This window comes from Mesobacillus sp. S13, assembly GCF_020422885.1.
GTDB lineage: Bacteria > Bacillota > Bacilli > Bacillales > Cytobacillaceae > Mesobacillus > Mesobacillus selenatarsenatis_A.
Genome location: NZ_CP084622.1, coordinates 4,081,800 through 4,106,320, shown reverse-complemented (window position 1 = coordinate 4,106,320; position 24,521 = coordinate 4,081,800). Strand labels below are relative to the sequence as shown.

Sequence of the window (24,521 nt, the reverse complement as noted above, 5' to 3'; positions counted from 1 at the left end):
AAAAAAAAGCTTTATTTAAAGATATAATAAAATAGAAATGAGGGGATCTGAATGAAAGATATGGAGCGTTATTCAAGGCAGATTTTATTCAAGCCGGTCGGCAGTGAAGGACAAGAGAAACTATTGAACAGCTCGGCCGTCATTGTCGGGATGGGAGCATTGGGGACGGTTATTTCGAATCACTTGGTCCGGTCAGGTGTCGGGCATGTGCGCATCATTGACCGTGACCTTGTAGAGCTTTCCAACCTCCAGCGCCAGACTCTCTATGATGAGGATGATGCTCGTGAAAACCTGCCGAAGGTCATCGCCGCTGAGAAAAAGCTGAAAAAGATCAATTCAGAAGTAAAAGTGGAGGCAGTTATTGCAGATTTAACGCTCGACAACGCCGAGGACCTGCTTGCAGGCTTTGATGTGATTGTCGATGGAACCGATAACTTCATGGCCCGCTATCTAATAAATGATGTTGCCGTCAAGCACGGAATTCCGTGGGTGTATGGGGGTGCTGTCAGCTCAAGAGGGATGTTCGCTGCCATCAAACCGGGGGAAACACCTTGCTACAGATGCTTGTTCCCATCGGTTCCTGCTGGGTTGGGTGAGACATGCGACAGCATCGGGGTCCTTTCGCCGATTACGGATATTATTGGATCCTTTGAAGCGGTCGAAGCACTCAAGCTGCTTGTGGGGGCAGAGTCGAACCCGAATCTTGAGCAGATGGATATTTGGTACAACTCCTTTTTGCAGATGGACGTCAGCCAGGGACGCAATCCAGAATGCCCGGCATGCGTTCACCACAATTACGAATTCTTGGACCGCTCCTCACACCAGCAAATTAACTATGCATCCTTATGCGGACGGAACACCATCCAGATTAACCCGCGGCAAAAAACGAAACAGGACCTGGAGAAGCTCGCCGGCCGCCTGAAAAATAATGGTGAGGTCAAAGGCAATCCATTTTTGCTCCGCTTCATGCCGGATGAAGATATCACCATGGTCATTTTCCAGGATGGGAGGGTGCTCGTCCATGGCACAGATGATACAGTAAAAGCAAAATCCTATTATGCAAGATACCTGGGTTCCTAACGGATGATACAGTAAAAGCAAAATCCTATTATGCAAGATACTTGGTTGCTAATGGCCGATAGTGTAAAAGCAATATCCTGTTGTGCAAGATACCTGGGTTCCTAATGGACGATAGTGTAAAAGCAATATCATATTATGCAAGATTCCTGTGTACCTGACTTATGATCGTGTAAGAGTAAAGCGAGAAACCTGGGTTCATAACATTTTTTTAAAAGGGGAGATTGACTTGGCAGGCTACATAGATGAATTAAAGAGAGTCATAGATGAAGAGCTGGTAACGATTAATGAAACGGTTTTGGAGCTTCACAGCCGGGATGAGTCTTATCATGAACCACGCCTGCCAGATGTCGTGGTTTTTCCCCGGAGCAAAGAAGATGTCAGCAAGGTATTGAAATTTGCGAACGAGCGGAAAATTCCTGTCGTACCCTTTGGCTTGGGGACGAGTCTGGAAGGGCATGTCATTCCGGTGAACGGGGGGATTTCGTTAGACCTTTCGCAAATGAATGCGGTCCTGGAAGTGAAGGAAAGCGACTTCCTAGTAAAAGTACAGCCCGGAGTCACAAGGTCGATCCTGAATAAGGAACTGAAAAAGTATGGCTTGTTTTTTACCGTCGATCCTGGAGCGGATGCGACGCTTGGCGGGATGGCCGCTACGAATGCAAGCGGCACAACTTCAGTGCGGTACGGCATCATGCGCGACCAGGTCAGGGATCTTGAGGTGGTGTTGGCGAACGGTGACATCATCCATACCGGCAGCCTGGCCGCCAAGTCTTCTTCAGGTATCCACCTGAACGGCATGTTTGTCGGCTCGGAAGGTACGCTTGGGGTCATCACGGAGCTTACGCTGAAGGTATATGGCATTCCAGAGGCAGTTACCGCAGCCCGGGCCGTTTTTCCATCTGTGAAAAAGGCTGTTGATGCCGTGGTTGGCATTTTAGCGGGAGGCATACCGGTGGCCCGGATTGAATTCGTTGATGCGCAGTCGGTGAAAAAAGTAAATCAATACATGGAAACGAAGTACGAGGAAAGTACGACGCTGTTCATGGAATTCCACGGCAACGAGGCAGGACTGGCTCAGGATGTGGAGTTTGCTACTGAGATCTTAAAGGATCACGGATGCTACAACTTCCAATTTGAGGCGGACTCAAAAGCACGCAACCAGCTTTGGGAAGCAAGACATAATCTTTTGTACGCCTATAAACACACAGCCGGCAAGAAAAGCATCATGTTGACGGATGTTAGTGTACCGATATCTGAATTAACCGGTGCGATTCTGCATACCCGCGAGCTCATTGATGCATCTTCCATTGAAGGCTCGATCGTTGGCCATGTCGGCGACGGCAACTATCACGTGTTGCTGCTGATCGACAAGGAAAATCCTGAGGAAGTAAAAGATGGCGAACGGATTAATGAAGAAATCGTCCATTATGCCCTGAAGCGAGGCGGCACCTGCACCGGCGAACATGGTGTCGGTCTTGGCAAAGCAAAATACCAGCGACTCGAGCACGGCGCTGCTTATGAAGTCATGAAATCAATCAAGAAAACGCTTGATCCGAACGGAATCCTGAACCCTGGGAAGATTTTTATAGATTAGCAGGATTGAAAGCGGCGGCCAGTGCCCCGCTTTTTATCTTTCTCTACGAAAATTGTTGAAGACTCTCGATTTGGTGAAAAAATACCGATAAAATGGAAAATCTTCAGATAAAACTTTATGAACTAGTGCATTATTTGTACGCTAACGAGCGGGAGGAGCGTCATCCAAACGAGCTTCTCAATATCATCAATGGGATGTTTTATAGGCATTAATGAAGCAGCAAGGCAGCTGCTTTTTTTTAGAGTTAAATGGATGTTCATTAAATTTAATGCTTCTATTGGAAAATAATGTTGAAAAAATAAACGAATAGGTATACTCTTATACATAGTAATCCTATGTACATAGGATTACTTTATATGATGAGGAGCAGTGAAAAGTATATGAGACCTAGAATACTTAGTTTTATTGCAATTACCATTATATTGTTAACAGCATGCGATCCCTTTTCCAAAGACAAAATGGACTTTTACAGCAGCGCGAAAAGTGTTGATCTATCAGAAGAAAATGTTAAATCTATCTCATTAAGTTCTAACGAAAAAGAGATAATGAATATTTTCGGATCACCAAATGAAGTCACAGAAATAGAAAATGCAAAATATCTGACTTACGATGGGATAGAATTTGGAGTCATTAAACAACAGGTTAATCGCTATTATTTCAATCGGAAGTTTCAAACTGCCAAAAAAATAAAAATTGGTGATGCTGCAGAGAATGTGCAACATTCATATGGTGAAGATTACTACGAAAGATTTGAACAAGGTGCCAGGATCATCGGATATTTTGATAAGGAAAAAAACATGAACATAGAATTTATATGTTATGAAAATAAGGTCACAGGAGTAATTTTGGAGAGAGTCAGATGAAAACAGAGTATGCGAGTGGAATAGTTAAAGTCTTGATTGATTTGATAAAAAAATCCTTAAAAAATAGGCCATCAACGGATGGCCTATTTTAAATAGAGGACAACTAGACAAAAATCCGAACTAACAAATACCCAAACAACGAAAGCAGCACAGATCCAGCCAAACCAGCCGACAAGGCCTTTCCGCCCATTTGCTTGAATGATTTAAAGTCGACATTCAACCCGAGTCCTGCCATTGCCATGCCGATCAGCAAATAGGCGAGGCTTACGAGTGCTGAAGCAGCACTATCGCTGACAACTCCTAAAGTATTAAACGCACTAACCGCAAGGAATCCAAGGATGAACCAGGGGATCGGGAGGTTTGCGAGCGTCATTTTTTGACCGGCATCACTGCTTTCCTTCCTTTGGATCAGGTATCCTATTAAGATCGCAACCGGTACCAGCAAGGCAACCCTGGTCAATTTTACAATAATGGCAAGGTCGAGCGCGGCCTGGCCAGCCGGGTCGGCTGCAGCGACGACATGGGCGATTTCATGCAGGGTACCGCCCGCAAAAACACCGTATTCCAGCGCATTAAAGTCAAGATACGAGAAGATCAAAGTATAAAGGATGGTGAAAGTCGTTCCAAGCACAGCAACATTTGCTGCCCCAACGGCCGTCTCTTTTTCATTTGCCTTGATGACCGGTGCTATAGCAACGACAGCTGCCGCTCCGCAAATCGCTGTTCCGCAGGCAGTCAGGATGCCAAGCCTTTTTTCGACCTTGAACATCCGGCTCAGCAAATAGACGACCAGCAAGGCAAAGGTTAGATTCGCGAATGCGATAAAAAATACCGTCGTTCCGGCATTATAAATATCGTAAAGATTCAGCCTGAATCCGAGCAAGATGATTCCAAGGCGAAGCAGTTTTTTGCTGGAATAGGAGGCACCTTCCAAGAGTCCGCTGTTCACTCCAATAGAGGCCCGCCATAGCATTCCGAATATGATGGCGATGACAAGCTGGCCCATAATCGCGAAGAATGGAAGGCCTGCGATCATGCGAGCAGCCAATGCCAGAACCAGGGTTAACGCAATGCCTTTGAAGACTGGCAAGCTATAGCGAGGTAAAAGTTCTTTTATTTTCATGATTACACGTCCTTCAAAAATATCTAACTACCACTTTACCGAATAAAAGAAAAATAGCAAAACCCATGTATGTATTTGACTTGAATTGTCAATATTCACAAAACAGTTATATGTACGCAGAGCAGGGGGTATCGATGGTGCTTATAATTAAGGTAACTATATTCTCCCTAAGCAGGTGGGCAAAATGGGTAAGAGCATGTCGGAGGGAAGGTTTCTTTTTTATATTGTAGCGGCGGTCATGCTTTTGATGCTGATCCATCTCTATCATGCTGACCTTTCCTCTTATTTGAATCCTGAAAACTATCTGGCCATCCATACGATTCTGGAATTTTTCAGTATTGCTGTTTCTTTTTCGATCTTTGCATACGGTTGGAAAGTATTTGGCTTCTCGAAATCGCGAAGAATCCTGTTGCTGAGCTTTTTATTTTTCATTGTCGGGACGCTCGATTTATTGCACACACTGACATTCAAAGGCATGCCCTTTTTCATAACTGAAAGTTCGATCGCGAAGGCAACATGGTTCTGGGTTTCAGCGCGTATCATCGAATCATTGATGATGGTGCTTGTCCTTGTCCTGCCGGAACGCAGGCTGCAGAAGGATCGGAGACGAAGCTGTCTTGCCATTTGCATGGCGATCATAGCTATCCTGATGTTCTTGTTTTTTAAGTATGAACAAAGCCTTCCGCTGCTAGTCATTGAAGGCAAAGGGACCACCATATTGAAAAATCTCATCGAGTACGGTGTCAGTTTCCTTCATTTCATCTCCATTGTCATATCGCTTTACTTTTATAATGAAGGTAAAAACGGCCAGCACTTATACGTAGGTCTGGCATTTACATTCCTGTTCCTGTCCGAGCTTGTGTTCACGATTTACCAGAGCGTCTATGATATCGACAATTTTACTGGTCATCTATACAAGGCGCTTGGCTACTTTTTCATCATGAGGGGCTTCTACTTCTCAACGCTTGCGGATGACAGCTTCCTGAAGGATCCTTCTGAAAAGATATGGAGGCAGACCGAAGAAATGATTCAGAGTCACTATGGGATCATTTTCAAGCTGTCAAAGCAGGGAAATGATTTCATCCACCACATTGTTGGAGGCGGGCTGTTGGATGACCTAGGCTTCACCCCGAATGAAATCAATGGCAAGACGATTGGGGAATTCCTGCCCGAAAAGGCGGGAAGAGTCGAAAAGTACTATGACTGTGTCTGGAAAAATAATGAGAAGATTGTTTTTGAAATCGAAATTGGCGGAAATACATACGCTATTTCCCTCATGCCTGTGATGAACAATGGTGAGGTAGTGGAGATTGCCGGAGCCGTCATGGGTATTGTCAGGTATTCACGGCTGGACCGCTGCTCACGAATTACAAAGGCTTTATAAGAGTAACAATAACCTGCAGGAATGCAGGTTTTTTCATGTCTTCAAAGTCCTCTATCGCTGAATGGAATTTTATAAAAAAAACCGAATAAGCTATATTATCAGTCCTGTCCGATTGTCAGGGCGACAGCTTAAGAAGGGAGCGTCGGTTTTTATAGTCTGAAAAGTAAAAATAGTCAATTTTCAGGATGTTATTTAGATAGTCGAAGTGTTAAACTGGATGTGTTTACAAATTTCTACAAGATTCCCTGAAAAATGTAAGCGCTTATCATTTTAATGGAAGAGGTGTTGACGATGCTAGGATTTTTACAACGAATCGGGAAGGCATTGATGCTTCCCATCGCCGTTCTACCTGCAGCTGCATTATTGCTGCGACTTGGGCAGCCGGACTTATTGGATATTGCTTTTATTTCTGCAGCAGGTGACGCGATTTTTGCCAACCTTGCATTATTATTCGCGATTGGTGTGGCAGTCGGAATTTCGAAGGATGGGCACGGCGCGGCCGGGCTAGCTGGTGCAATTGGTTACTTTGTATTGACCAAGGGGGCAGGCGCTGTCAATGAGGAAATCAATATGGCGGTGCTTGGCGGGATTTTATCCGGGGTCATTGCCGGTTTGCTCTACAATCGTTTTCATGATATTAAGCTGCCGGACTGGCTCGGTTTCTTCGGCGGAAAACGTTTTGTTCCCATCATAACTTCATTGGTGATGATTGTCCTAGCAGGAATTTTCGGTTATGTTTGGCCGCCAATCCAGGCAGGCATCAACAACGTCGGTGAATGGATTGTTGGCGCAGGTGCAGTAGGGGTAGGTGTATTCGGTTTCTTGAATCGTTTATTGATCCCAATGGGCCTTCACCATGTTCTGAACACACTTGTCTGGTTTGAGTTCGGTGAATTCACGAATGCGGCCGGGGAAATTGTAAAAGGGGACTTGAACCGTTTCTTCGCAGGTGATCCGAAAGCCGGAATCTTCATGAATGGTTTCTTCCCAGTCATGATGTTCGGTCTTCCAGCTGCAGCATTCGCAATGATTGCCGCTGCGAAAAAGGAGCGCAAAAAGGCTACTGCCGGAGCGCTTTTAGGATTAGCCTTCACATCATTCCTGACTGGTATTACCGAACCTATTGAATTCTTGTTCATGTTCCTTTCTCCTGTCCTTTATGGAATTCACGCCGTATTGACAGGTTTGGCCATGTCCATTACCTACATGCTTGATATTCACCATGGTTTTGGGTTCTCGGCAGGTGCGATCGATTTTGTGCTGAACTATGGCATCGCCCAAAAGCCATTGCTGCTGCTCGGTGTCGGCCTTGTCTACGCAGTGTTGTATTTCGTGATTTTCTACTTCCTGATCATCAAGCTTGACCTCAAGACTCCAGGTCGTGAAGAAGAGGTAGAGGGAGAATTTTCGGAAAGCGGTGCTTCAAAAGGCAATTACGCAGAGCTTGCAGAACATTACCTTGCAGCATTAGGCGGCAAAGGCAATCTCAAGGACCTCGACAATTGCGTAACACGCCTTCGTTTGAAAGTCGATGATATGGCAAAAGTAAATGAACCAGAACTGAAACGCCTCGGTGCAAAAGGCGTATTGAAACTGAATAAAACAGACCTTCAAGTCATTGTTGGAACCGATGTGGAGTTTTTGGCCAATGAAATGAAGCGGAAATAAGAAAGACAGACTTGGCGGCAATTCACCGCCAGGTCTTTTTTACACAGATAGGTCTTAGAGCAGAAAACGGAGCTTACATAAATGGAGGGATATTTTCATGAAACGACTGCTTGACTGCACGGCATCAGATTTTGAACAAATGACAGGACAGGATTTGAAAAAGGCAATCATTGCTTCGGAGGGAAGAACGATTTTATCTGAGGTGATAGGGGTGTTCTCGCCGCTTTATCCTGCCGTGACGAACGCGGAACTGGCAGCGGCCTTCGGAGCCGACCTGATTCTGCTCAACTTTTTCGATGTGATGAACCCTGCGATTGAAAGCTTGCCAGAAACAGAACCATCGGAAGTGATCACCCAATTAAAAAAGCTGGTCGGCCGTCCTATTGGCTTGAACCTTGAGCCGGTCGACCTCCAGGCGGACAAGCTTGAAGCGCTGCAACAGCTGCCGGCAGGAAGACTTGCTACCGATGCTTCGCTTAAAAGAGCGACGGAACTTGGCTTCGATTTCGTCTGCTTGACAGGCAATCCCAAAACAGGCGTCACCAATACCGAGATTACGAAGTCGATTGAGAAAGCCAGAGCGGCATTCGGTCCTGATGGATTGATTATTGCAGGCAAAATGCATGGAGCTGGGGTCGCAGGAGAGACGGGCAGTTCGATGATGACGGAAGAAACTCTGCAAAGCTTTGTCGAGGCAGGTGCCGACATCATCCTGATTCCATCTCCAGGCACAGTTCCAGGCTTTACGGTAGAAAAGACGGCAAAGCTGGTTGACCTCGTCCACCAAAATGGAGCGCTCGCAATTCTGACGACAGGTACAAGCCAGGAGGGGGCGGATGAACAAACCATCAAACAAATCGCGCTGAACAGCAAGATGGCGGGTGCCGACCTCTACCATATCGGGGACGCCGGGGCAGCGGGCATCGCTTTGCCGGAGAACATCTTGGCCTATTCGATCGTCGTCCGCGGCAAGCGGCATACGTATGTCCGGATGGCAGCCTCTGTCCAAAGATAATTCCTGATTTTTTAAGTTCGATCAGCCATTATCCGGGTAAAAGTAAAGTCCAAGGCTGATACTAACTTCAGGAGGGATGCAACATGGATAAGGATAAGTATGTAAATATTGATTCGCACGCAAAGCCTGCCAGCCCAGTTTCAGAAAAAGAACAACTGGAAACAGCAGAAGCGAACATGAAGCTACAAGAAGCTTTTTACGATGAAAACGAAAGCGATGGAATTGACCCTGCAAACCTGAATAACCAGACAGCCATCCTGACTGAAATGGACTAAAAGCCGGCATTGATTTGCCGGCTTTCCCTTTTGGAGGCTTCTCTTTGCAAAAGCCCATCCTAATGATGTCTGTCTGTTTTATCGCTCTGGTCTTTGTTGCGCTTGTTTCCCTTGCTGTTGTCGCCGCTTGTCAATTCACCGGAAAACTCCGCCATCTGGTTTCCAAGCTTGGGAGAATTTTGGTTGTTGCTGCCTTTATTGAACTTCTTCGTCATTGTAAGCCCTCCTTAAAAGTGAGTACAAAGCTAGTTTTCCCGGTTAAAGGGTGGCAATATGTAAAATTTAAAAACTTTAGAACTCCAAATCCATTTCAGGCCTTTCCACCACTCATTAGGACACTGAATCCCGTTTCCGTTCCCTTTCATCAGAGTACACCATTTGTTTGGGCACTGAAATCCTGTTTGCGTTCCCTTTAAGGCTCTTCCACCATTTGTTCGGGCACTGAAAATTAAAAAAAGGCAGCCCTCAAAAAAAGGCTGCCTTTTGAATCATTTTTCAATTAACACATCAATCTCTTCCTCGCTGACCAATTCAACCTCTGCGAGACTTTTCAGTTCTTGTATTAGTTCGTTTGCTTCTTCATACAACGTGTCGTCGGTGAAGACTTCTGAGTAGTAGAGTGAATTGTCCAGCACTGCTTTCATGTGGAGCCTCGTTCCTGATTCTGTGTCTTCATCACCCAATGTGACTGCGGAGCGCGAGGTTTCGTGCTGATTGAGTAAAATCTTATGATCATTGCTATCTTCCTTTACAGCTTCAACAATTTCCACCAGTGAATTAACTTGTTTCAATGACATCACCCCTCTAGTTATGTATTCCATGTTTCACGATTTTAAAACCAATCAAATAATAATTTCGAAAGTTGTGCCCTTGCCAAGCTTGCTGCTGAGTGTGATTTTTCCGCCATGCGCTTCCACGAGCTCCTTTACAATCGCTAGTCCAAGACCTGAACCCCCTAAAGCACTTGACCGAGATTTGTCCACCCGGTAAAAGCGGTCAAAAACCCAGGACTGGTCCTCTTCAGGGATGCCTTTTCCTTCATCCTTCACGATGATCTGAACTTTGCCGCTTTTTTTGAAAACCGTCATCGAAGTTGCAGTACCTGCTTCAGAATACTTTCTTGCATTGTCCAGCAGATTGATGATGATTTGTTCAAAGCGGGTCGGGTCAGCCTCGATATAGACTTCCCCATGACAGACTAAATTAAGCGCAATATTTTTTTCGTTAAAAGAAGGAGCCAACCTCGAGTGAATGCCACGCATGAACTCACAAAGCTCTACCGTTTCTTTTTGGATGGTAAATGTGTTCTCGTCCATTTTTGCAAGGTCGAATAACCCTTTGACGAGACCCGAAAGCTTCGTTGCCTCTTCATGGATAATTTGCAGATAGTGACTTCTGTCCTCAGATGTTGTTCCTGCTTTCGCCGCGATGTCTGCATATCCTTTTATATAGGTGAGAGGTGTCCGTAATTCATGGGAAATGCTCGCGAGGAACTCATTGCGCTGCCTTTTCATGTGGCTAAGGTCATCGGCCAGTACCTGGATTGACTCTGAAAGCTCGCCCAATTCATCGTTTCCACCTCGAGGCAGCGTAACAGAATAGTCGCCCTGACGAATTTTTGAAGTCGCTTCATTCATTTTAATTACAGGCTTGGTGATGAATCTTGATAGGAAAAGGATGATCACCGCCATTGAAACAAGCAGGAGGATTCCGGCAAGCCAGAAGTGCTTGTTCAGTTTGGTTATCAAGCTTTGGACCCGCTCAGTGTTCTTGAACATATAAACAGCCCCGCTGTTCTCCAAAGGACTGACAGACGCTATATATTGCTTATCCTTCCAGTCATTTTCCAAGACCAAGCCAGTTCGAGGAACATCATCTGGTGTACCCGTGATGATTTCTTGCATTGAATCATCGGTTGGAACCGAAGAAGACACGACCTCACCTGTTTGGTCAGTGATAATGACATGGGTGTCCGTCCGCGATTCCATAGTCGTGATGTGGTGGATGGTTTCCTGACTATAGGAAGTTTCAAGAATATCACGATGGTTATTGCCGCGCGTTTGCAGGGAAGCCAGCTCCTCGTCAATTCTTGAATGGATGATAGAAGAATGAAGGTAATAAAACAGAACACCTTCGACCAGCAGTATCGTTATGAAAAAAACTGTCCCGATCTTAAAAGAAATCCGATCCATTTATGACACTCCCATGATTAATCTTACCTTCATCATACTAAAAAAGTATCCAGAAACAGAGCAGAAGAACAAAAAGGCGAAGGAGGGAACCTTCGCCGTTGTTATCGGACGGTTTTTGCGTGGATAGTTTACGAAAACAGCCTAATCATAATAAGTTATTCACATTATAAATCTTCCCGTTATCGAGATGATCAGCTAATACAAGTTTGACAAGCGCCCCGGCAACAGTATCGGGACTGCGGAGACTGCCGCTTTCTTTGTAGTTCCTGAAAGTATCCACGTCAGCGAATGCCTCCTCCGATGAAGAACGGATTGTTACCTGCATGTCAGTATCCATGATCCCCGGGCTGAAGGCAATGACCTTGTTGCTGCTTCCGCTGTTCTCAAGCTCAAGGCCAGCAGTCTTCGTGAACATATTGACAGCGGCCTTTGTGCTGCAATAAATGCTCCAGCCTTGGATCGGCCGCTCTCCTGCACCGGAAGTTACATTTGCGATGATGACTCTGGCCCCAGTTTCCTTTGCTTTTTGTAAAAATAAATTACTGATCAGGATCGGTGCCGACAAATTCACCTGGATATTTCTCTGAACTAAAGCAGCATCCAGTTCTCCGGCTATATCAATCGGTTCAATCACTCCAGCATTATTGATAACATATACATTTTCAGCATGTTGAAAAACTTCCTCGCAGATGTTTGCGAAGACGCTTTGCACCTGCTGTGCAGAAGAAAGGTCGCAGCTATAGTGTTTATAGCTGACCCCAGCACTCTGTTTCAAATCAATATTTTCACTTCTGGAAACGGATATGACAGAGATTCCTTTTGAGATGAATTCTTGTGCTGCAGATGCTCCAAGTCCCTTTGAGGCACCTGTTACGATTGCGTATTCCATTTTTAATTCTCCTTTATGTAAACTTCTGTTCGTAATCTGGCTTTTACACTGGTATGAATCCTGAGCTGACTGAATGAATATTCTTCAAGAGCCAGCTTCTATTGGCTTCCGTTTCTACCTTTTCAGCAGTTTCAAGCGCGAGATTCATATATCGTTCCTGGTCGGCAGCGTCTCCTGACAGGGCATATGCACGCGCGATCGCCTCATAAGCAAAACCGAGGTCAAATTCGCCAAGGTCATGCTCCCGACAAAGTTTCTCCGATTTCCTCGCATGGTGGAGGGCAGCCTCGCTTCTCCCAAGTATCGCATACACTCTTGAGATCTGCCATTCCCCGCGGGCAAAGTTCAGCGGCGTGCCGACAAGTCCCCAATGGTAGCGTGAAGACATTGCCGCATAAAGCATGGTATCATCATCACTTTCCGTCCGATCCTGTTTCTCGATCAGATCCCAGGTCAGGTTGAACAAATCAATCGCCATTTGCTTGTGAGTTGTAAAATCCGTATTCATTTCCATGTAAGCAGACTCCTTTGAAGGTTTTATAAAGTAGTAATTAGACAAAAGAGAGGGATTTCCTTTTAAAAAAACAGCATGGTTTCTTCAACCATACATCAACCAATTGAAAAGGCTATTCCAACAAAAAAATGATTGGCTTTCAGCCATCCAATGAAAAGGCTATTCCAGCCACGAAAAAACAGCATGGGCGCTTTGCCATGCTGTTTGCAACTAATTGAGAAGACTTTTCCAGTCATTTATAAAAGTGGAAGCAGATGCGTTGGGGGATGACAACACTTCCTCTGTGGGACCGGTTTGTTTGAGCTCGCCATCCATTAGGATCGCCAGCGTTCCGGCAAGGTATTTCAGTTCCATTAAATCGTGGCTGACAAAGACCGTAGTCGTTTTCGTCTGCTCGATGATCGACTTGATGTCCTTCAATAACTGCACCTTCGTGGGGAAGTCAAGTGCAGAGAAGGGTTCATCGAGAAATAGGACTTCGGGTTCCAGAACCATTGCCCTCGCAAGGTTGACACGCTGAGCCTCGCCGCCGGACAGATGGACGGCCTGCTTTTTTGCGAGATGGCTGATCTGGAATTTATCGAGCCAGTATGCAACCTTCTGTTTTACTTCTGTACGTGGAAGATTTCTTAGTTTCAAGCCGATTGCGACGTTTTGAAAAACGGTTGTGTCTAGAAGCAGCGGCTGCTGCATCGCGACAGCGAATTTCCTGCGCATCTCAAGAGTCAAGTCATTAGAGATATCTTGGCCCTTGAAGAAAATCGCTCCTTGAGTTGGCTTTTCCAGAAGCGACAATGCTTTGATGAAAGTACTCTTCCCGGCACCATTCGGACCCATGATTCCAAGGACTTCTCCGACTTGAATTTCAAAGTGGAGGATGGACAGCAGACTTTTCCTGCCTGCTCTTACTTCCAGGTTTTTCACAGTAATCAGTGGGGTCATAGGCTCCGCTTCCTTTGCTGTAAATAAGTCAGAGTAAACGTAATGATAAATGCCAGAGTCATCAGAATGAATGAAAGCGCGAGGGCAATGTCAAAGTTGCCTTTCGATACTTCCATGACAATCGAGGTCGTCAGGATCCTCGTCTCACCGCTGATATTGCCGCCAACCATCATTGCGGCTCCTACTTCTGCGATGACCCTCCCGAACCCGGCGATGATGGCTGCAAGAATCGCAAGCTTTACCTCTTTCATCAAGATCCAGTAAAGCTGCATTTTCGTTGCGCCCAGCGCTTTTACCTGCAAAATCAACTTCGGATTGATCTGCTGGAAGGCCGTACTTGTTAACGCTGTAACGATTGGCAGAGACACTAATATTTGGGCCATGATGATCGCTGTAGGTGTGTAAAGCCAGGCAAAATCGCCTAGCGGACCAGATCGCCATAGGAAAAGAGTGATCCACAGACCAGCGACGACAGGAGGGAGGCCCATGCCAATATTGACCAGGGCAAGGATGAACTTCCTGCCTGGAAAGCGGGCAAGTCCAAGGAACATCCCAGCCGGAATGCCGATCAATGTACTGATCAAAACAGCGTTAATCGAGACTCTCAGGGTAAGCAAAGTAATCTCGAAAATTTCCCGATCTCCCGATAAGATCATCTCTATCGCTTTTTTTAACCCTTCTAGTAAAAGTTCCATAGGCAATCAGGCTTTCTTTCGAATTTAGTCTAATAAACGAATCTAGTATTATTATTCAAAAAGGAAGAACAATGGCTGGCCGTATTCGTCCACACCGAACTCCTTGATGATCTTCTTTGTATCATCTGAAACCATGTACTCAACAAATGCCTTTGCACCTTCTGCATTTACTTTATCATGTTTTTCGTCGTTCACTTGCATAACATGATAAATATTCAGCAGGCTCTCGTCACCTTCTACCAAAATGTCAGTGTCAGGCATATTCTTTTTCTGGGCGAGGTAGGTAGCTCTGTCTGTCAAGGTATAGCCCTTTTTTTCAGAAGCGATCTGCAGTGTCGCACCCATGCCCTGTCCAGCCTCAATGTATGAATCACCCAGGGTTTTCGGATCTAGTGAAGAATCTTTCCATAGAGCAAGTTCTTTTTTATGAGTGCCGGAATCATCACCGCGGGAAACGAATGACGCTTTCGATTCAGTGATTTTTGTCAATGCCTCAGGAACTGATAAGCCTTTTACCTTCGCTGGATCTTCAGCAGGTCCAACAAGGATGAAGTCATTGTACATGACCTTCTGTCGGTTGATGGCATCGCCGCTTTTCACGATTTCTTCTTCCGCTGCAGGAGCATGGACGAGAAGGACATCCGCTTCACCGCGTGTACCCATCTCAAGTGCCTGTCCTGTACCTACTGCAATGATCTTAAGGTTGTAATTATTTTTTTCTTCAAAATCAGGTTTCAGGACATCAAGCAGCCCACTGTCCTGAGTACTTGTAGTGGTAGCAAGGATCAAATCGGTTTTTTCTGTTTTGGTTTCTGGGTCTTTTTCAGCTTCTTTTGTTGCTGAATCAGAACAGCCTGTTACAAAAGCGAACATTAGTACAAGTACAAGTGAGATTAAATGTTTGAGTTTCATGCTTATGCCTCCGATAAGTGATTTCCGTAAATGATTCTTCCGAACTCCTCAGCATCATAGCCATCAAGGTCTGCAATGCTGTCTTTGAAATTGGTGAGCTGGATTAAATCGATCAAATGCTGGAGAGCTTCCCTGTTTCCGGGTGTCCAGCGGAACACTAGATCAAACTGTTCTTTTGTTAGCGGGATGAAGTCGAGACCAAGCTGGCTTGCTGCGCATCTTATTCCGAAGGCAGCATCTGCTGTTCCTCGGGTGATATGGGCTGCTGCCCCTAGGTGAGTCCATTCTTCATTTTCATATCCATTCACTGCTGCGGGCTCCAGTTTTTCACTGGCCAGGAAGGAATCGAGCAGGAAGCGTGTTCCGGCCCCTTTTTGCCGATTGATGATTTTGACATCACTTCTTGCAAGGTCTTTGACTCCGGTGATGTTTTTTGGATTGCCTTTTGCAACAATCAAGCCCTGCTCCCTGGATGCAAGTCTCATTACCGTAATCGGCTCATGGACAAACAGCTGGCGGATGAAGGGAAGATTGTATTGCTGTGATGCGGGATCGAGCAGATGGACAGCTGCAATGTCTGCGCTGCCACGATAGAGCATCATCAATCCCTCAAGACTGCCGATATAGGAGGGGGTGATGGATAGCCCTGTTCCTTCAGACGCTATGTACTTTACTAGTTGTTCTACGAAAAAATCATGGCTTCCTGCCAGCTGTAATGAATGCTGGGCCGCCGCCTTTGATTCCTGCGTTTTCATCGGGTTTGCGGACATGCTAGCTTTATATCTTTCAAACTCACTTTCTTCAATTCGCATTTTATTGCCGACTTTGAAGGCTGCAAGATCGCCGCGCTTAATCATCTCATAGACAGTATTCTTTGAGATTTTCAGCATGGAAGCAATTTCATCTGGAGTGTAGATTTGCAAATGGTTTCCCTCCTTTTCATCCTAAACTAAATATAATAGAATATTCAGTAGATGGGTATGCTTTTTTGTTTGGTTTTGTTAAGTTTTGTTTAGTTTCGTCATGTTTTAATCACAAATCGTTCACAATTAAAGCTGGAGAGACTCATTTTTTCCAATTATAACCTTCACAAAATACTCCGGGCAGTATTGTGTATTTATTATTGATACCATGGTAAACTAAGCACTAGACAGAATTGATGTAGAAAGGAAAAGGGAGAATGCAGATTTCAGATAAAGCGCGCGACATTTTAAAAGAAATCCTCGCTGAGCGTAACGCAGAAGGTATCCGCGTATACTTCGGCGGCTTTGGCTGAGGAGGCCCGCAGATTGGTCTGGCTCTGGAGGAGCCGGAAGAAGATGATCATGTAATCGTAATTAATGAAATCCAAGTCGCAATCGAATCCAATATCGTCGACTATACTCAAGGTATGGCACTTGAATATGACGAGTACCGTGAAGGTCTTGTCCTGATGGGCGGAGACGGCGGCTGCTAATAGAATGGAAAATGCACACCATTTTGTGAATGGTGTGCATTTTTAGTGAGTGCTGAATGAATTCAACTGGAAAAAATCAGCGGAAAATTCCATTTCGCTATAAAAACTGTGAAGTCGCTATAAAAACGGAAAACTCGCTATAAAAAAGAAATAGTCGCTATAAAAAAGAAAAAGTCGCTATAAAAAAGTCAAAGTCGCTATAAAAAAAATAAAACTCGCTATAAAATCCAAATTCCCGCTATTTAGAACTGCCCTGTATACTGAAAATACAGCACAACCAGCCCCATTATCCATACATAAATCGCAAATGGCTTCAAAGAATGATTTTTCAGATAGCCGATCATCCATTTTACTGCGATATAACCGAAAATCGCAGCTGAAATAATGCCAATCAACAGTGCCTGGATTGAAATCGTCTCACTTCCGCCGCTGAAAAGGTCTTTTCCTTGTAACACGATTGCGCCAAGAATCGCAGGTGTTGAAAGCAGGAAAGAGAAGTAGGCAGCAGTCTCGCGATCGAGCTTTCGCCAGAGCGCCGCGACAATCGTCAAGCCCGAACGGGAAATCGCCGGAAAAATCGCCGCTGCCTGGAAGCTGCCAATCACGAGCGCATCTGTATAACTGATATCATCCATCTTTTTACGGCCATTTTTGATCGAGTCCGCAAACCACATCAGAGTCCCAGTAATCAGGAATTCCCAGCCAATCGTCACACCGGTTTTGGAGATCTCATCAAAGTAATCCTCGAAGAGCAAACCGACAACAACAGCCGGCAGCGTACCGACAACTAGGAGGAAGGTCAGCTTCCCAAACGGATTTTTCAAAATCTTGATGAATTCGTATCTATAAAACACAAATACTGCCAGCAGCGTACCTACATGAAGCATCGTATCGAGCAGCAGGCCCGCCTCCTCAAGGCCAAACAAATTTCTGCCCAGATAAAGATGGCCGGTAGAGCTGATCGGCAAAAACTCAGTCAGGCCCTGGATAATCCCAAGGATGAAAGCTTCAATTTTTGATAGCATACAGAATCCCCACTTTTTCAAAGACTTTGTCCCTTACAAAGCTATGAAACATGTCCCATCTCTATGCACGCAATTTATAGCTGACTCCAATGCAAACATTAATCCAAGGAAGAAGAGCCTAGGGGAATCTATAAGATCGAAATAGGAACGACAATCCATATCCATCAAAATCCATTTCCCTCCGCCAAATTGCCTGAATAAAAATTTTTAGATATGTAATAATAACCATTTCATAGTCAGAAGTTGTGATTTATTGTCGAAAAAAATATAATGAAGTATTGAACAGTTCTTCATTTAAGGTTACTTTATAACACCTTTGTTCTCAGTAGGAATCTGCCTTCATTTTAAAAGGGGAATAAAAATGACTTCGAATCCAAAAACGAATTCCCGGCTCGATTACGGGCTGGTAACGATATTGATCTTACTATTTCTGTCAAGCTGCGTGGCCATTTACAGCGCTCAGACGACGGGGCAGTATGGATCGGACAATTTCTTGATTAAGCAAATCATCTGGTACATCATCGGTGCGGGCATCATCGCCGCGGTCATCACGCTCGATTCGGACCAGCTGCAAAAATTGAGCTGGTATGCCTATGGCTTCGGTCTGGTCCTGCTGATAGGTCTGATCATTGCACCTTCCACCATCGCTCCTGTCATCAATGGTGCAAAAAGCTGGTACAGAGTGCCGGCAATGGGTACTCTGCAGCCGTCAGAGCTGGTGAAGGTGTTCATCATCCTGGCACTTGCGAGAGTGATTGTCGACCACCACCAGAAATATCGGCTTAAATCCATTCAAACGGATTTTTGGCTCCTGATTAAAATCGGTATTGTCACGATGGTCCCGCTCTTGCTCGTCATGCAGCAGCCTGACCTGGGAACATCGCTTGTGTATATCGCCATCATGCTGGGGATGATTTTTATCTCAGGCATCACCTGGAAGCTCCTTGTGCCGATTTTCGGAACAGGTATCTCACTGATTTCGATCATCTTTTATTTTGTGATCTGGAAGCCAGAGATTCTTGAAAAATATCTTGGGGTGAAGGAATACCAATTCGGCCGGATTTATTCCTGGCTTGACCCTTATAATTACCAGAGCACCACCGGCTTCCAGCTTACAAGGTCGCTGCTGGCCATCGGCTCAGGTGAAACGATCGGGAAGGGCTATGGCACAAGGGAAGTATACCTGCCCGAAAGCCATACTGACTTCATATTCAGTATCATCGGCGAAGAGTTCGGCTTCGTTGGAGCAAGCATCATCGTTAGCTTGTTTTTCCTGCTGATTTACCAAATCACCAAAATTGGCATGGAAACGAAGAATGATTTTTACACCTATATTTGTGTAGGCGTCATCAGTATGATCACCTTCCACGTATTCCAGAATATCGGAATGACCATCGGCCTTTTGCCAATCACGGGAATCCCGTTGCCATTTATCAGCTACGGAGGAAGCTCTTTGATGGGGAATATGCTCGCAGTGAGCCTCATCTTTTCAATAAGGTACCATTATAAGAAATACATGTTCTCGACATCTGCATAAAAAGAGAGGGTTTCCCGTTATCATCTGGGAAACCCTCTTTCATTTATTCAACAATCCCTACTTCGGTTATAATCACATCTGTTTTAACATTGACCGTTAAATTTTTATATTCATCTTCCCATCTCTTAAAATCGAAGCCTCTTGTTTTGCTTTTTATAAAATGTCCGAATCCTAATGGGTCAATGCCCCGCTCTTGGAAGTCTTTTATCATGGCGGAGGATTCCTGGTTGACCTGATATTCAAATTCTTTTTCGATTTTCTTGATGATGGCTGGGGTCACAATTTCTCCGGTATATTCACGGATCAGGCCCTTAATTTTGAGTTCAATAGTCACAGTGTATGGATCTCGTTTTATCAATTTATATTTGTGTTTGGAATCCAAATCCTTAATGACCACAGTCTCTTTATCCACTTTCAGCTTGAACGCCCCTTCGCTGAACTTATCAGTCAGAAGCTTGAAAAAAAACATTTTCTCGGTAGGAAGTTCAGTTACCATCTTATCTTCTTTGAATAGTGCAATTCCAACTATATCAATGATCTCTGGCTCCACTTTTTTTAGAATTGGGAGATGGGGGTCTTTTCCTTTCTGATAGAGATCAAATAAATAGCGATGCATATTGGTGACTGGAAGATTCCGTGTTTCCATATTATGCTCAATCAGCCGGGACAAGTGGACAGCGTTGCCCCTGTTGCCATATGTTCCTGATAATATACTCTTTGCCGATTCATCGGCTACTGCAAAATATACTCCTGCACCGATACTTGCATCGCGCTGAAAAGCATCAGAAAACTCGCTAATTCCTTTTTTTGCGATTTCTTCACCGAACAAAGCAATTTCCAGTGAACCGGTGACTATTGGCTGGGCAGACTTGCGCTGCACTTCCTGGATGAGGTCCCTGCTGCTTGAAGCCTTGGCGGAGAAAGTGAAATTGCCGATATTTTTATCAGGGTTAAAGATCGGAATCATAATGGTGCCTTCAATTTTATCATCTTCAACCATGTCATATCCCACGCCCATTTCAATATTAACATCGTCAATGATTTCTTTTTCAACACAACCAGAAAGGATGGTTACCGCGGCTATTAACAAACATACTTTATTCATTCTCATTTTTACTTTTCACCTTCTTGGCGATCATTGTGGCGATAAATAAAATCGGAATATAAATATAGGTCATAGCGAAACCGATTTTTGCAGTCCAATCATTAAGAAGATTGATTTTAGCGCGAGTATCAAAAAGGCAAACGGCAACAAGGCAAATCAGTGCCAACACAATGACTCCTTTTCTTTGCCGAAGCTTAAACGCCCTCTTTAAAATCATGCTGCCTCCCCAAAGCGCTATGCAGATATTCGGCAGGATAATCAAGTTCCAGTTGGCAATCCCAATATATTCAAACCTCTCGACGAAGGGCATGGTGACAATTTTCCACATTTCCAGTGTCGCCCAAATGGATTTGGCCAGCTGAGCCTCTGAAAAATATGCGAACGTAACGATCGCCAGGATGGTATAAATGAAAGTAGTCAAAAGTACGCCAAGGTGGGCCCATTTTTGGGATTTTGGTGCGTCTTTGATAAATGGATAGAAAAATAGGGGTATTTCAAATCCAATATAAGTTAGGGACATATGATAGGCACTGGTAGCGAGTTCTTTAATAGAATGATCAAAAATGGGCAAAAGGTTGCTGAACTCCGCGTATTTCAGTGCAAAACCAAAGGTCAGCAACAAGTAACTTGGAAGAACGATACAGAAAAAAGCGATTCCTGTCACTGTTCGGAAACCGCCAAAAACGATATAAATCGCCAGGATCATGAATACAAGGCTATACCAGAACACTTTGATCTCCGGGAACATCCAAACTTGAATGACTTCAATAAATGTGCGCAGAACAGCCATGGCAAAAATAAGCAGGTAAACAATGAACAAAACACTTAAAACATTGCCGATCTTCTTTCCGAAAACGTATGCATTTGCAGCTACAATATCACCTTGTACTGTACCGCAAATTTTATAAATCATCCAAATGATGATATGGATACTCAAGCCGGCAGCAAGAACGGAAATCCAGGCGTCATAGCCAGCAGCCTTTGCGATGATGCGCTGATAACCAAGCACCCCGATACCGATTTGCATGGACATGATTAAATAGAGAACGAGAAACGGTGAAACCTGCAATCTTTCGGGAACTTGCTGCTGCACTAATCAAAACCTCCAATGCTCATTCATCGATGTCCTTCTTTTCCTTAGCTTTCTTCTCGTTGAAACGGACAGGGTTTTCCGTCCTCAAATATTGTGGCCGATTGTATTGCATTGTAAACGGCAGGCGGATGATCGCATCTTTGAAGTCAGTGATTCTTGGAGGATACAAAGGCTCCAAAAAGGGTCTTCCTAGCGATGTCAGTCTGAGCAAGTGAGTCAGCAGGAAGGAAAAAGAGACAACAATTCCAAGCAACCCCCAGAGTTCAGCGAAGAACAGGAAAGGAAAACGCAGTAACCTGATGGTGTTGCCCATCCGGTATACGGGTGTTGTAAAGGATGCCAGTGCGGCAAGGGCAACAATAATCAGCAGGACATTACTAGTCAGTCCAGCTTCAACAGAAGCAGTCCCGATTACGATACCGCCCACGATACCAATTGTCTGGCCGACCTTTGTTGGCAGCCGGGCTCCGGCCTCACGCAATAGCTCGATCGTCAGCTCAAGGAATAACGCTTCAAGTATAGGAGGGAGCGGAATCTCCCTTCTTGATGTAATGAGTGTGCTTAAAAGGTCCTTTGGAATTAATTCGTAGTGATAGGACAAGGTTGCGACATAGATTGGCGTGATCAGGATCGAGAAAGCAACCGCGAATAAACGAATCAGCCGGAAAAAAGAAGACAATAGATAATTCAGGAAATAGTCTTCGAATGAGCCGAAAAATTCTACTAAAGTTGTGGGTCCTATCAATGCGTGTGGTGAACCATCTACAAGGATGGCAACTTTCCCTTCCGCTAATATTGCCGCTACCCGATCCGGTCTTTCTGTATCAAGAAGCTGTGGAAAGGGAGAGTTCTGATTATCAGAAATCAACTGGACGATATAGGAGCTATCGGTGATTTCATCAAACTCAATCTCTTTGACCCGCTGAACAACAGTTTGAACGTTTTCTTGATTGGTAATGCCATCAATGTAAAGGATGGCCACTCCTGATTTGGAAATGGATCCTACTGTGTATTTCTCGATGATTAACTCTTTTACAGGAACCCTTTTCCGGATCATGTTAAGGTTCTGGTCAATGGATTCAACGAATGATTCCTTTGGGCCAATTACACTGAATTCTACTTCAGGCTGTGCAACTGTTCGGACAACCTCTTTTTGAGCTGCAACAAAAGCAAAGTACTTCTCTTCATCCTCAAGGGTCAAAAGGACATATCCATTAAACAATTTAATCTCAATGTCCTCGTTTTTATCTGTAACTTGGACATCCGCAATAGGGATCAGCTTTTTAACATCCTCTATTTCATTGAAATCTCCTTCCAGCAAATAGGGAAGGGCGTTGTTCTGAAGGATGCTCTCATCCACAAGAGTAGACATGAAGGAAAAACAGAATTTTTTTTTCGTCTTCTGATTGACATAAAAAGTCTTTTTGTAATCGTTAGATTTAAAAAGTGTATTTTCCCACTCGTGTTCATTTAAATATTGATCAGGCTTTTGGCCTTCGGTATCCTGTTTAGCAACTTCTTTTTCAATGTCTTCCATCAACTTTTTCTTGAATAGCTTCTTCATTGCAATCTCCGCCAATCTTGATTTACGTTTATCATTTCCGAAAATGGGAGGATTATGAAAACTCTTTCGGAAAATTTGGGATGGATACTAGACTTAACCAGAAGGGCTGATAAAAAGAAGAAAACCCGCAGAATTCTGCGGGTTTTCTCCATTTTATATATATTGGGGAGGTGGATTTATTAAAATAAAATCTTGGGGGGATTTTATTTAAGTCAGCTTTTGTAAAGATTGTTGTTAAAATCTTAAAGCCGATTTTAACGTATACATACACATTGCGCTGGCAAGTATTAAGTTTGCAAGCTCTTTTCTCATTATAAAGAATCAAGTTTGCAAGTCATTCAATCCTATTTGTAATCAAAAGCAACAATGTTTGAGAAAAGAGCTTATTTCAACATATGTTTTTCAAGATCATCAAGCATCAAGTTGGCAGCTTTGACTCCGCCAGCTGTATTCCAGATGGCGTCATCCACTTTGTAGACTTCACCTTTTTTCGCTACCTCGAGGTTTTGGAATAACGGATCCTCAATCCATTCTTTTTCGACTTCAGTTGCTTTGCCGTCGCCTTCATCATATGTGAAGTAGAATAGGATATCCCCGTCCATTGCCGGAATTCTTTCTTTCGTTACACCTTTTTCAGCAAAGTCTTCTTTGTCCTGGCTTTCTGGACGTGCAAGACCAATCTGTTCAAGGATAACGCCTGAGAATGAATCCTTGTGGTAAATACGTACATCGCCGGCCATGAATCGGACCATCGATACTTTTGTATCTATTTTATCTCCAAGCTTTTCTTTCAAATCCTCAATACGCTGGTCATAAGCAGCAAGGACTTCTTTGCCTTTTTCTTCTTTGTTGACAGCTTTTGCGTAAAGCTCGAAGTTGTTCTTCCAGTTTCCGCGAAGGTCCTCAGCAAAAACGGTAGGTGCAATTGCTTTCAACTGCTCATAAATATCTTCCTGGCGCATTTTATTTCCGATGATCAAGTCAGGCTGAAGCGCAGCAATGGCTTCCACATTAACCTGGCTTTCAACACCAACGACTTCTACATCTTTCATATCCTCAGCAATATGGTCATACCAAGGATCGCCAGTCCATGACTGAACGGCACCAACTGGAGTGACTCCTAGAGCAAGAAGTGCTTCTGTTCCTTCATTCGTCAGGATGACGATTTTTTTCGGAGTTTTTTCCAGAGTGGTTTCACCCATTGCATGTTCAACTGTATAGCCTTGTTCTTCCTTTTCCTTTGGTTCGTCAGCTGTATTTTTTGCCTCATCTTCATTATTGCCGCATGCTGCCAAAAGCAGGATGGTGAAGATGCTGATCAGAGCCAGTAAATGTTTTGAGACTTTCATATGTACTTCCTCCTAGATTGGTATTGATAATCGTTTTCAATTACTGCATCCTTATGATAAAATGCAAGAGAGTGAGATGTCAATACTAATTGATAATGATTTTCATCATCATTGACGATTTTGTGAACTTGTTAGGCGAACTGGTGAAAAGAACCCTTTTTTCACGTAAAGTTAAATTAACAACATAATCAACTTTTTAAAATACTTTTATCAGCTGTGATCAATGCTATTTGAAGAATAGATAAC

General features: G+C 44.2%; 23 protein-coding genes. 8 read left to right on the top strand and 15 right to left on the bottom strand.

The genetic code is table 11. The annotated features are described in order from the left end of the window. The first annotated feature begins 51 nt into the window (after positions 1 to 51). The 3 genes from LGO15_RS21070 (at position 52) to LGO15_RS21060 (ending at position 3,537) form a co-directional block, all read left to right on the top strand. Positions 52 to 1,080, top strand: coding sequence for a ThiF family adenylyltransferase (locus LGO15_RS21070; RefSeq protein WP_413231359.1), 1,029 nt, complete (start codon positions 52 to 54; stop codon positions 1,078 to 1,080). 226 nt (positions 1,081 to 1,306) lie between these two features. Next, a complete protein-coding gene (locus LGO15_RS21065) occupies positions 1,307 to 2,674 on the top strand; it encodes an FAD-binding oxidoreductase (protein WP_413231358.1) in 1,368 nt (455 codons plus the stop codon). A 356-nt stretch (positions 2,675 to 3,030) separates the two neighbouring features. Then, on the top strand, positions 3,031 to 3,537 hold the full coding sequence (locus LGO15_RS21060; protein ID WP_226085801.1) for a hypothetical protein: 507 nt from the start codon (positions 3,031 to 3,033) through the stop codon (positions 3,535 to 3,537). Positions 3,538 to 3,640: 103 nt separating this feature from the next. Here the strand turns inward: LGO15_RS21060 and LGO15_RS21055 are convergent, their stop codons facing one another. Further along, positions 3,641 to 4,660, bottom strand: a complete 1,020-nt coding sequence (locus tag LGO15_RS21055) for a YeiH family protein (RefSeq protein WP_226085800.1) — start codon at positions 4,658 to 4,660, stop codon at positions 3,641 to 3,643. A 184-nt stretch (positions 4,661 to 4,844) separates the two neighbouring features. Between LGO15_RS21055 and LGO15_RS21050 the strand changes: the two genes are divergently transcribed. The 4 genes from LGO15_RS21050 (at position 4,845) to LGO15_RS21035 (ending at position 9,002) form a co-directional block, all read left to right on the top strand. After that, complete coding sequence (locus LGO15_RS21050) at positions 4,845 to 6,044, top strand: membrane-associated sensor domain-containing protein (protein WP_226085799.1); 1,200 nt, start codon at positions 4,845 to 4,847, stop codon at positions 6,042 to 6,044. Positions 6,045 to 6,335: 291 nt separating this feature from the next. Continuing rightward, complete coding sequence (nagE, locus tag LGO15_RS21045; protein WP_226085798.1) at positions 6,336 to 7,712, top strand: N-acetylglucosamine-specific PTS transporter subunit IIBC; 1,377 nt, start codon at positions 6,336 to 6,338, stop codon at positions 7,710 to 7,712. Positions 7,713 to 7,809: 97 nt separating this feature from the next. Next, on the top strand, positions 7,810 to 8,727 hold the full coding sequence (locus tag LGO15_RS21040; RefSeq protein WP_226085797.1) for a DUF7916 family protein: 918 nt from the start codon (positions 7,810 to 7,812) through the stop codon (positions 8,725 to 8,727). 83 nt (positions 8,728 to 8,810) lie between these two features. Then, positions 8,811 to 9,002 carry a hypothetical protein gene (locus LGO15_RS21035; RefSeq protein ID WP_167833553.1) on the top strand — a complete coding sequence of 64 codons (192 nt, stop codon included), beginning with the start codon at positions 8,811 to 8,813 and terminating at the stop codon, positions 9,000 to 9,002. Between the two features lie 59 nt (positions 9,003 to 9,061). Here LGO15_RS21035 and LGO15_RS21030 read toward each other — a convergent pair whose 3' ends face one another. The 10 genes from LGO15_RS21030 to LGO15_RS20985 form a co-directional block, all read right to left on the bottom strand. Beyond that, on the bottom strand, positions 9,062 to 9,217 hold the full coding sequence (locus LGO15_RS21030; protein ID WP_167833554.1) for a hypothetical protein: 156 nt from the start codon (positions 9,215 to 9,217) through the stop codon (positions 9,062 to 9,064). 273 nt (positions 9,218 to 9,490) lie between these two features. Further along, positions 9,491 to 9,793, bottom strand: coding sequence for a hypothetical protein (locus LGO15_RS21025; RefSeq protein ID WP_167833555.1), 303 nt, complete (start codon positions 9,791 to 9,793; stop codon positions 9,491 to 9,493). Between the two features lie 51 nt (positions 9,794 to 9,844). Next, entirely contained in the window at positions 9,845 to 11,194 is a 1,350-nt protein-coding gene (locus LGO15_RS21020) for a HAMP domain-containing sensor histidine kinase (RefSeq protein ID WP_167833556.1), read from the bottom strand. Positions 11,195 to 11,339: 145 nt separating this feature from the next. Further along, positions 11,340 to 12,083, bottom strand: a complete 744-nt coding sequence (locus tag LGO15_RS21015) for a (S)-benzoin forming benzil reductase (RefSeq protein WP_226085796.1) — start codon at positions 12,081 to 12,083, stop codon at positions 11,340 to 11,342. 43 nt (positions 12,084 to 12,126) lie between these two features. Then, on the bottom strand, positions 12,127 to 12,597 hold the full coding sequence (locus LGO15_RS21010; RefSeq protein ID WP_226085795.1) for a hypothetical protein: 471 nt from the start codon (positions 12,595 to 12,597) through the stop codon (positions 12,127 to 12,129). Positions 12,598 to 12,807: 210 nt separating this feature from the next. Then, positions 12,808 to 13,539: an ABC transporter ATP-binding protein gene (locus LGO15_RS21005; protein WP_226085794.1), complete on the bottom strand. Its 732-nt coding sequence runs from the start codon at positions 13,537 to 13,539 to the stop codon at positions 12,808 to 12,810. After that, the gene (locus LGO15_RS21000) at positions 13,536 to 14,234 is read right to left on the bottom strand and encodes an ABC transporter permease (RefSeq protein WP_226085793.1); all 699 of its coding nucleotides are present in this window, start codon (positions 14,232 to 14,234) and stop codon (positions 13,536 to 13,538) included. The genes LGO15_RS21005 and LGO15_RS21000 overlap by 4 nt, the downstream gene beginning before the upstream one ends. A 51-nt stretch (positions 14,235 to 14,285) precedes the next feature. Next, positions 14,286 to 15,146 carry an ABC transporter substrate-binding protein gene (locus LGO15_RS20995; RefSeq protein ID WP_226085792.1) on the bottom strand — a complete coding sequence of 287 codons (861 nt, stop codon included), beginning with the start codon at positions 15,144 to 15,146 and terminating at the stop codon, positions 14,286 to 14,288. Positions 15,147 to 15,148: 2 nt separating this feature from the next. Then, positions 15,149 to 16,069 carry a helix-turn-helix transcriptional regulator gene (locus LGO15_RS20990; RefSeq protein WP_226085791.1) on the bottom strand — a complete coding sequence of 307 codons (921 nt, stop codon included), beginning with the start codon at positions 16,067 to 16,069 and terminating at the stop codon, positions 15,149 to 15,151. Positions 16,070 to 16,844: 775 nt separating this feature from the next. Then, complete coding sequence (locus LGO15_RS20985; RefSeq protein ID WP_226085790.1) at positions 16,845 to 17,627, bottom strand: undecaprenyl-diphosphate phosphatase; 783 nt, start codon at positions 17,625 to 17,627, stop codon at positions 16,845 to 16,847. A gap of 361 nt (positions 17,628 to 17,988) precedes the next feature. On the opposite strand from LGO15_RS20985, the gene LGO15_RS20980 reads away from it, so the two are divergent. Next, positions 17,989 to 19,164, top strand: coding sequence for an FtsW/RodA/SpoVE family cell cycle protein (locus LGO15_RS20980; protein ID WP_167833563.1), 1,176 nt, complete (start codon positions 17,989 to 17,991; stop codon positions 19,162 to 19,164). Positions 19,165 to 19,207: 43 nt separating this feature from the next. Here the strand turns inward: LGO15_RS20980 and LGO15_RS20975 are convergent, their stop codons facing one another. From LGO15_RS20975 to LGO15_RS20960, 4 genes are all read right to left on the bottom strand, one after another. Beyond that, positions 19,208 to 20,275 carry a Ger(x)C family spore germination protein gene (locus LGO15_RS20975; protein ID WP_226085789.1) on the bottom strand — a complete coding sequence of 356 codons (1,068 nt, stop codon included), beginning with the start codon at positions 20,273 to 20,275 and terminating at the stop codon, positions 19,208 to 19,210. Beyond that, positions 20,262 to 21,362 carry a GerAB/ArcD/ProY family transporter gene (locus LGO15_RS20970; protein ID WP_226085788.1) on the bottom strand — a complete coding sequence of 367 codons (1,101 nt, stop codon included), beginning with the start codon at positions 21,360 to 21,362 and terminating at the stop codon, positions 20,262 to 20,264. Before LGO15_RS20970 ends, LGO15_RS20975 begins: the two co-directional genes overlap by 14 nt. 19 nt (positions 21,363 to 21,381) lie before the next feature. Next, positions 21,382 to 22,926 (bottom strand): spore germination protein, encoded by a 1,545-nt coding sequence (locus LGO15_RS20965; RefSeq protein WP_226085787.1) that lies wholly within the window; start codon positions 22,924 to 22,926, stop codon positions 21,382 to 21,384. Positions 22,927 to 23,309: 383 nt separating this feature from the next. Continuing rightward, a complete protein-coding gene (locus LGO15_RS20960) occupies positions 23,310 to 24,275 on the bottom strand; it encodes an ABC transporter substrate-binding protein (RefSeq protein ID WP_167833566.1) in 966 nt (321 codons plus the stop codon). Between the last annotated feature and the right edge of the window lie 246 nt (positions 24,276 to 24,521).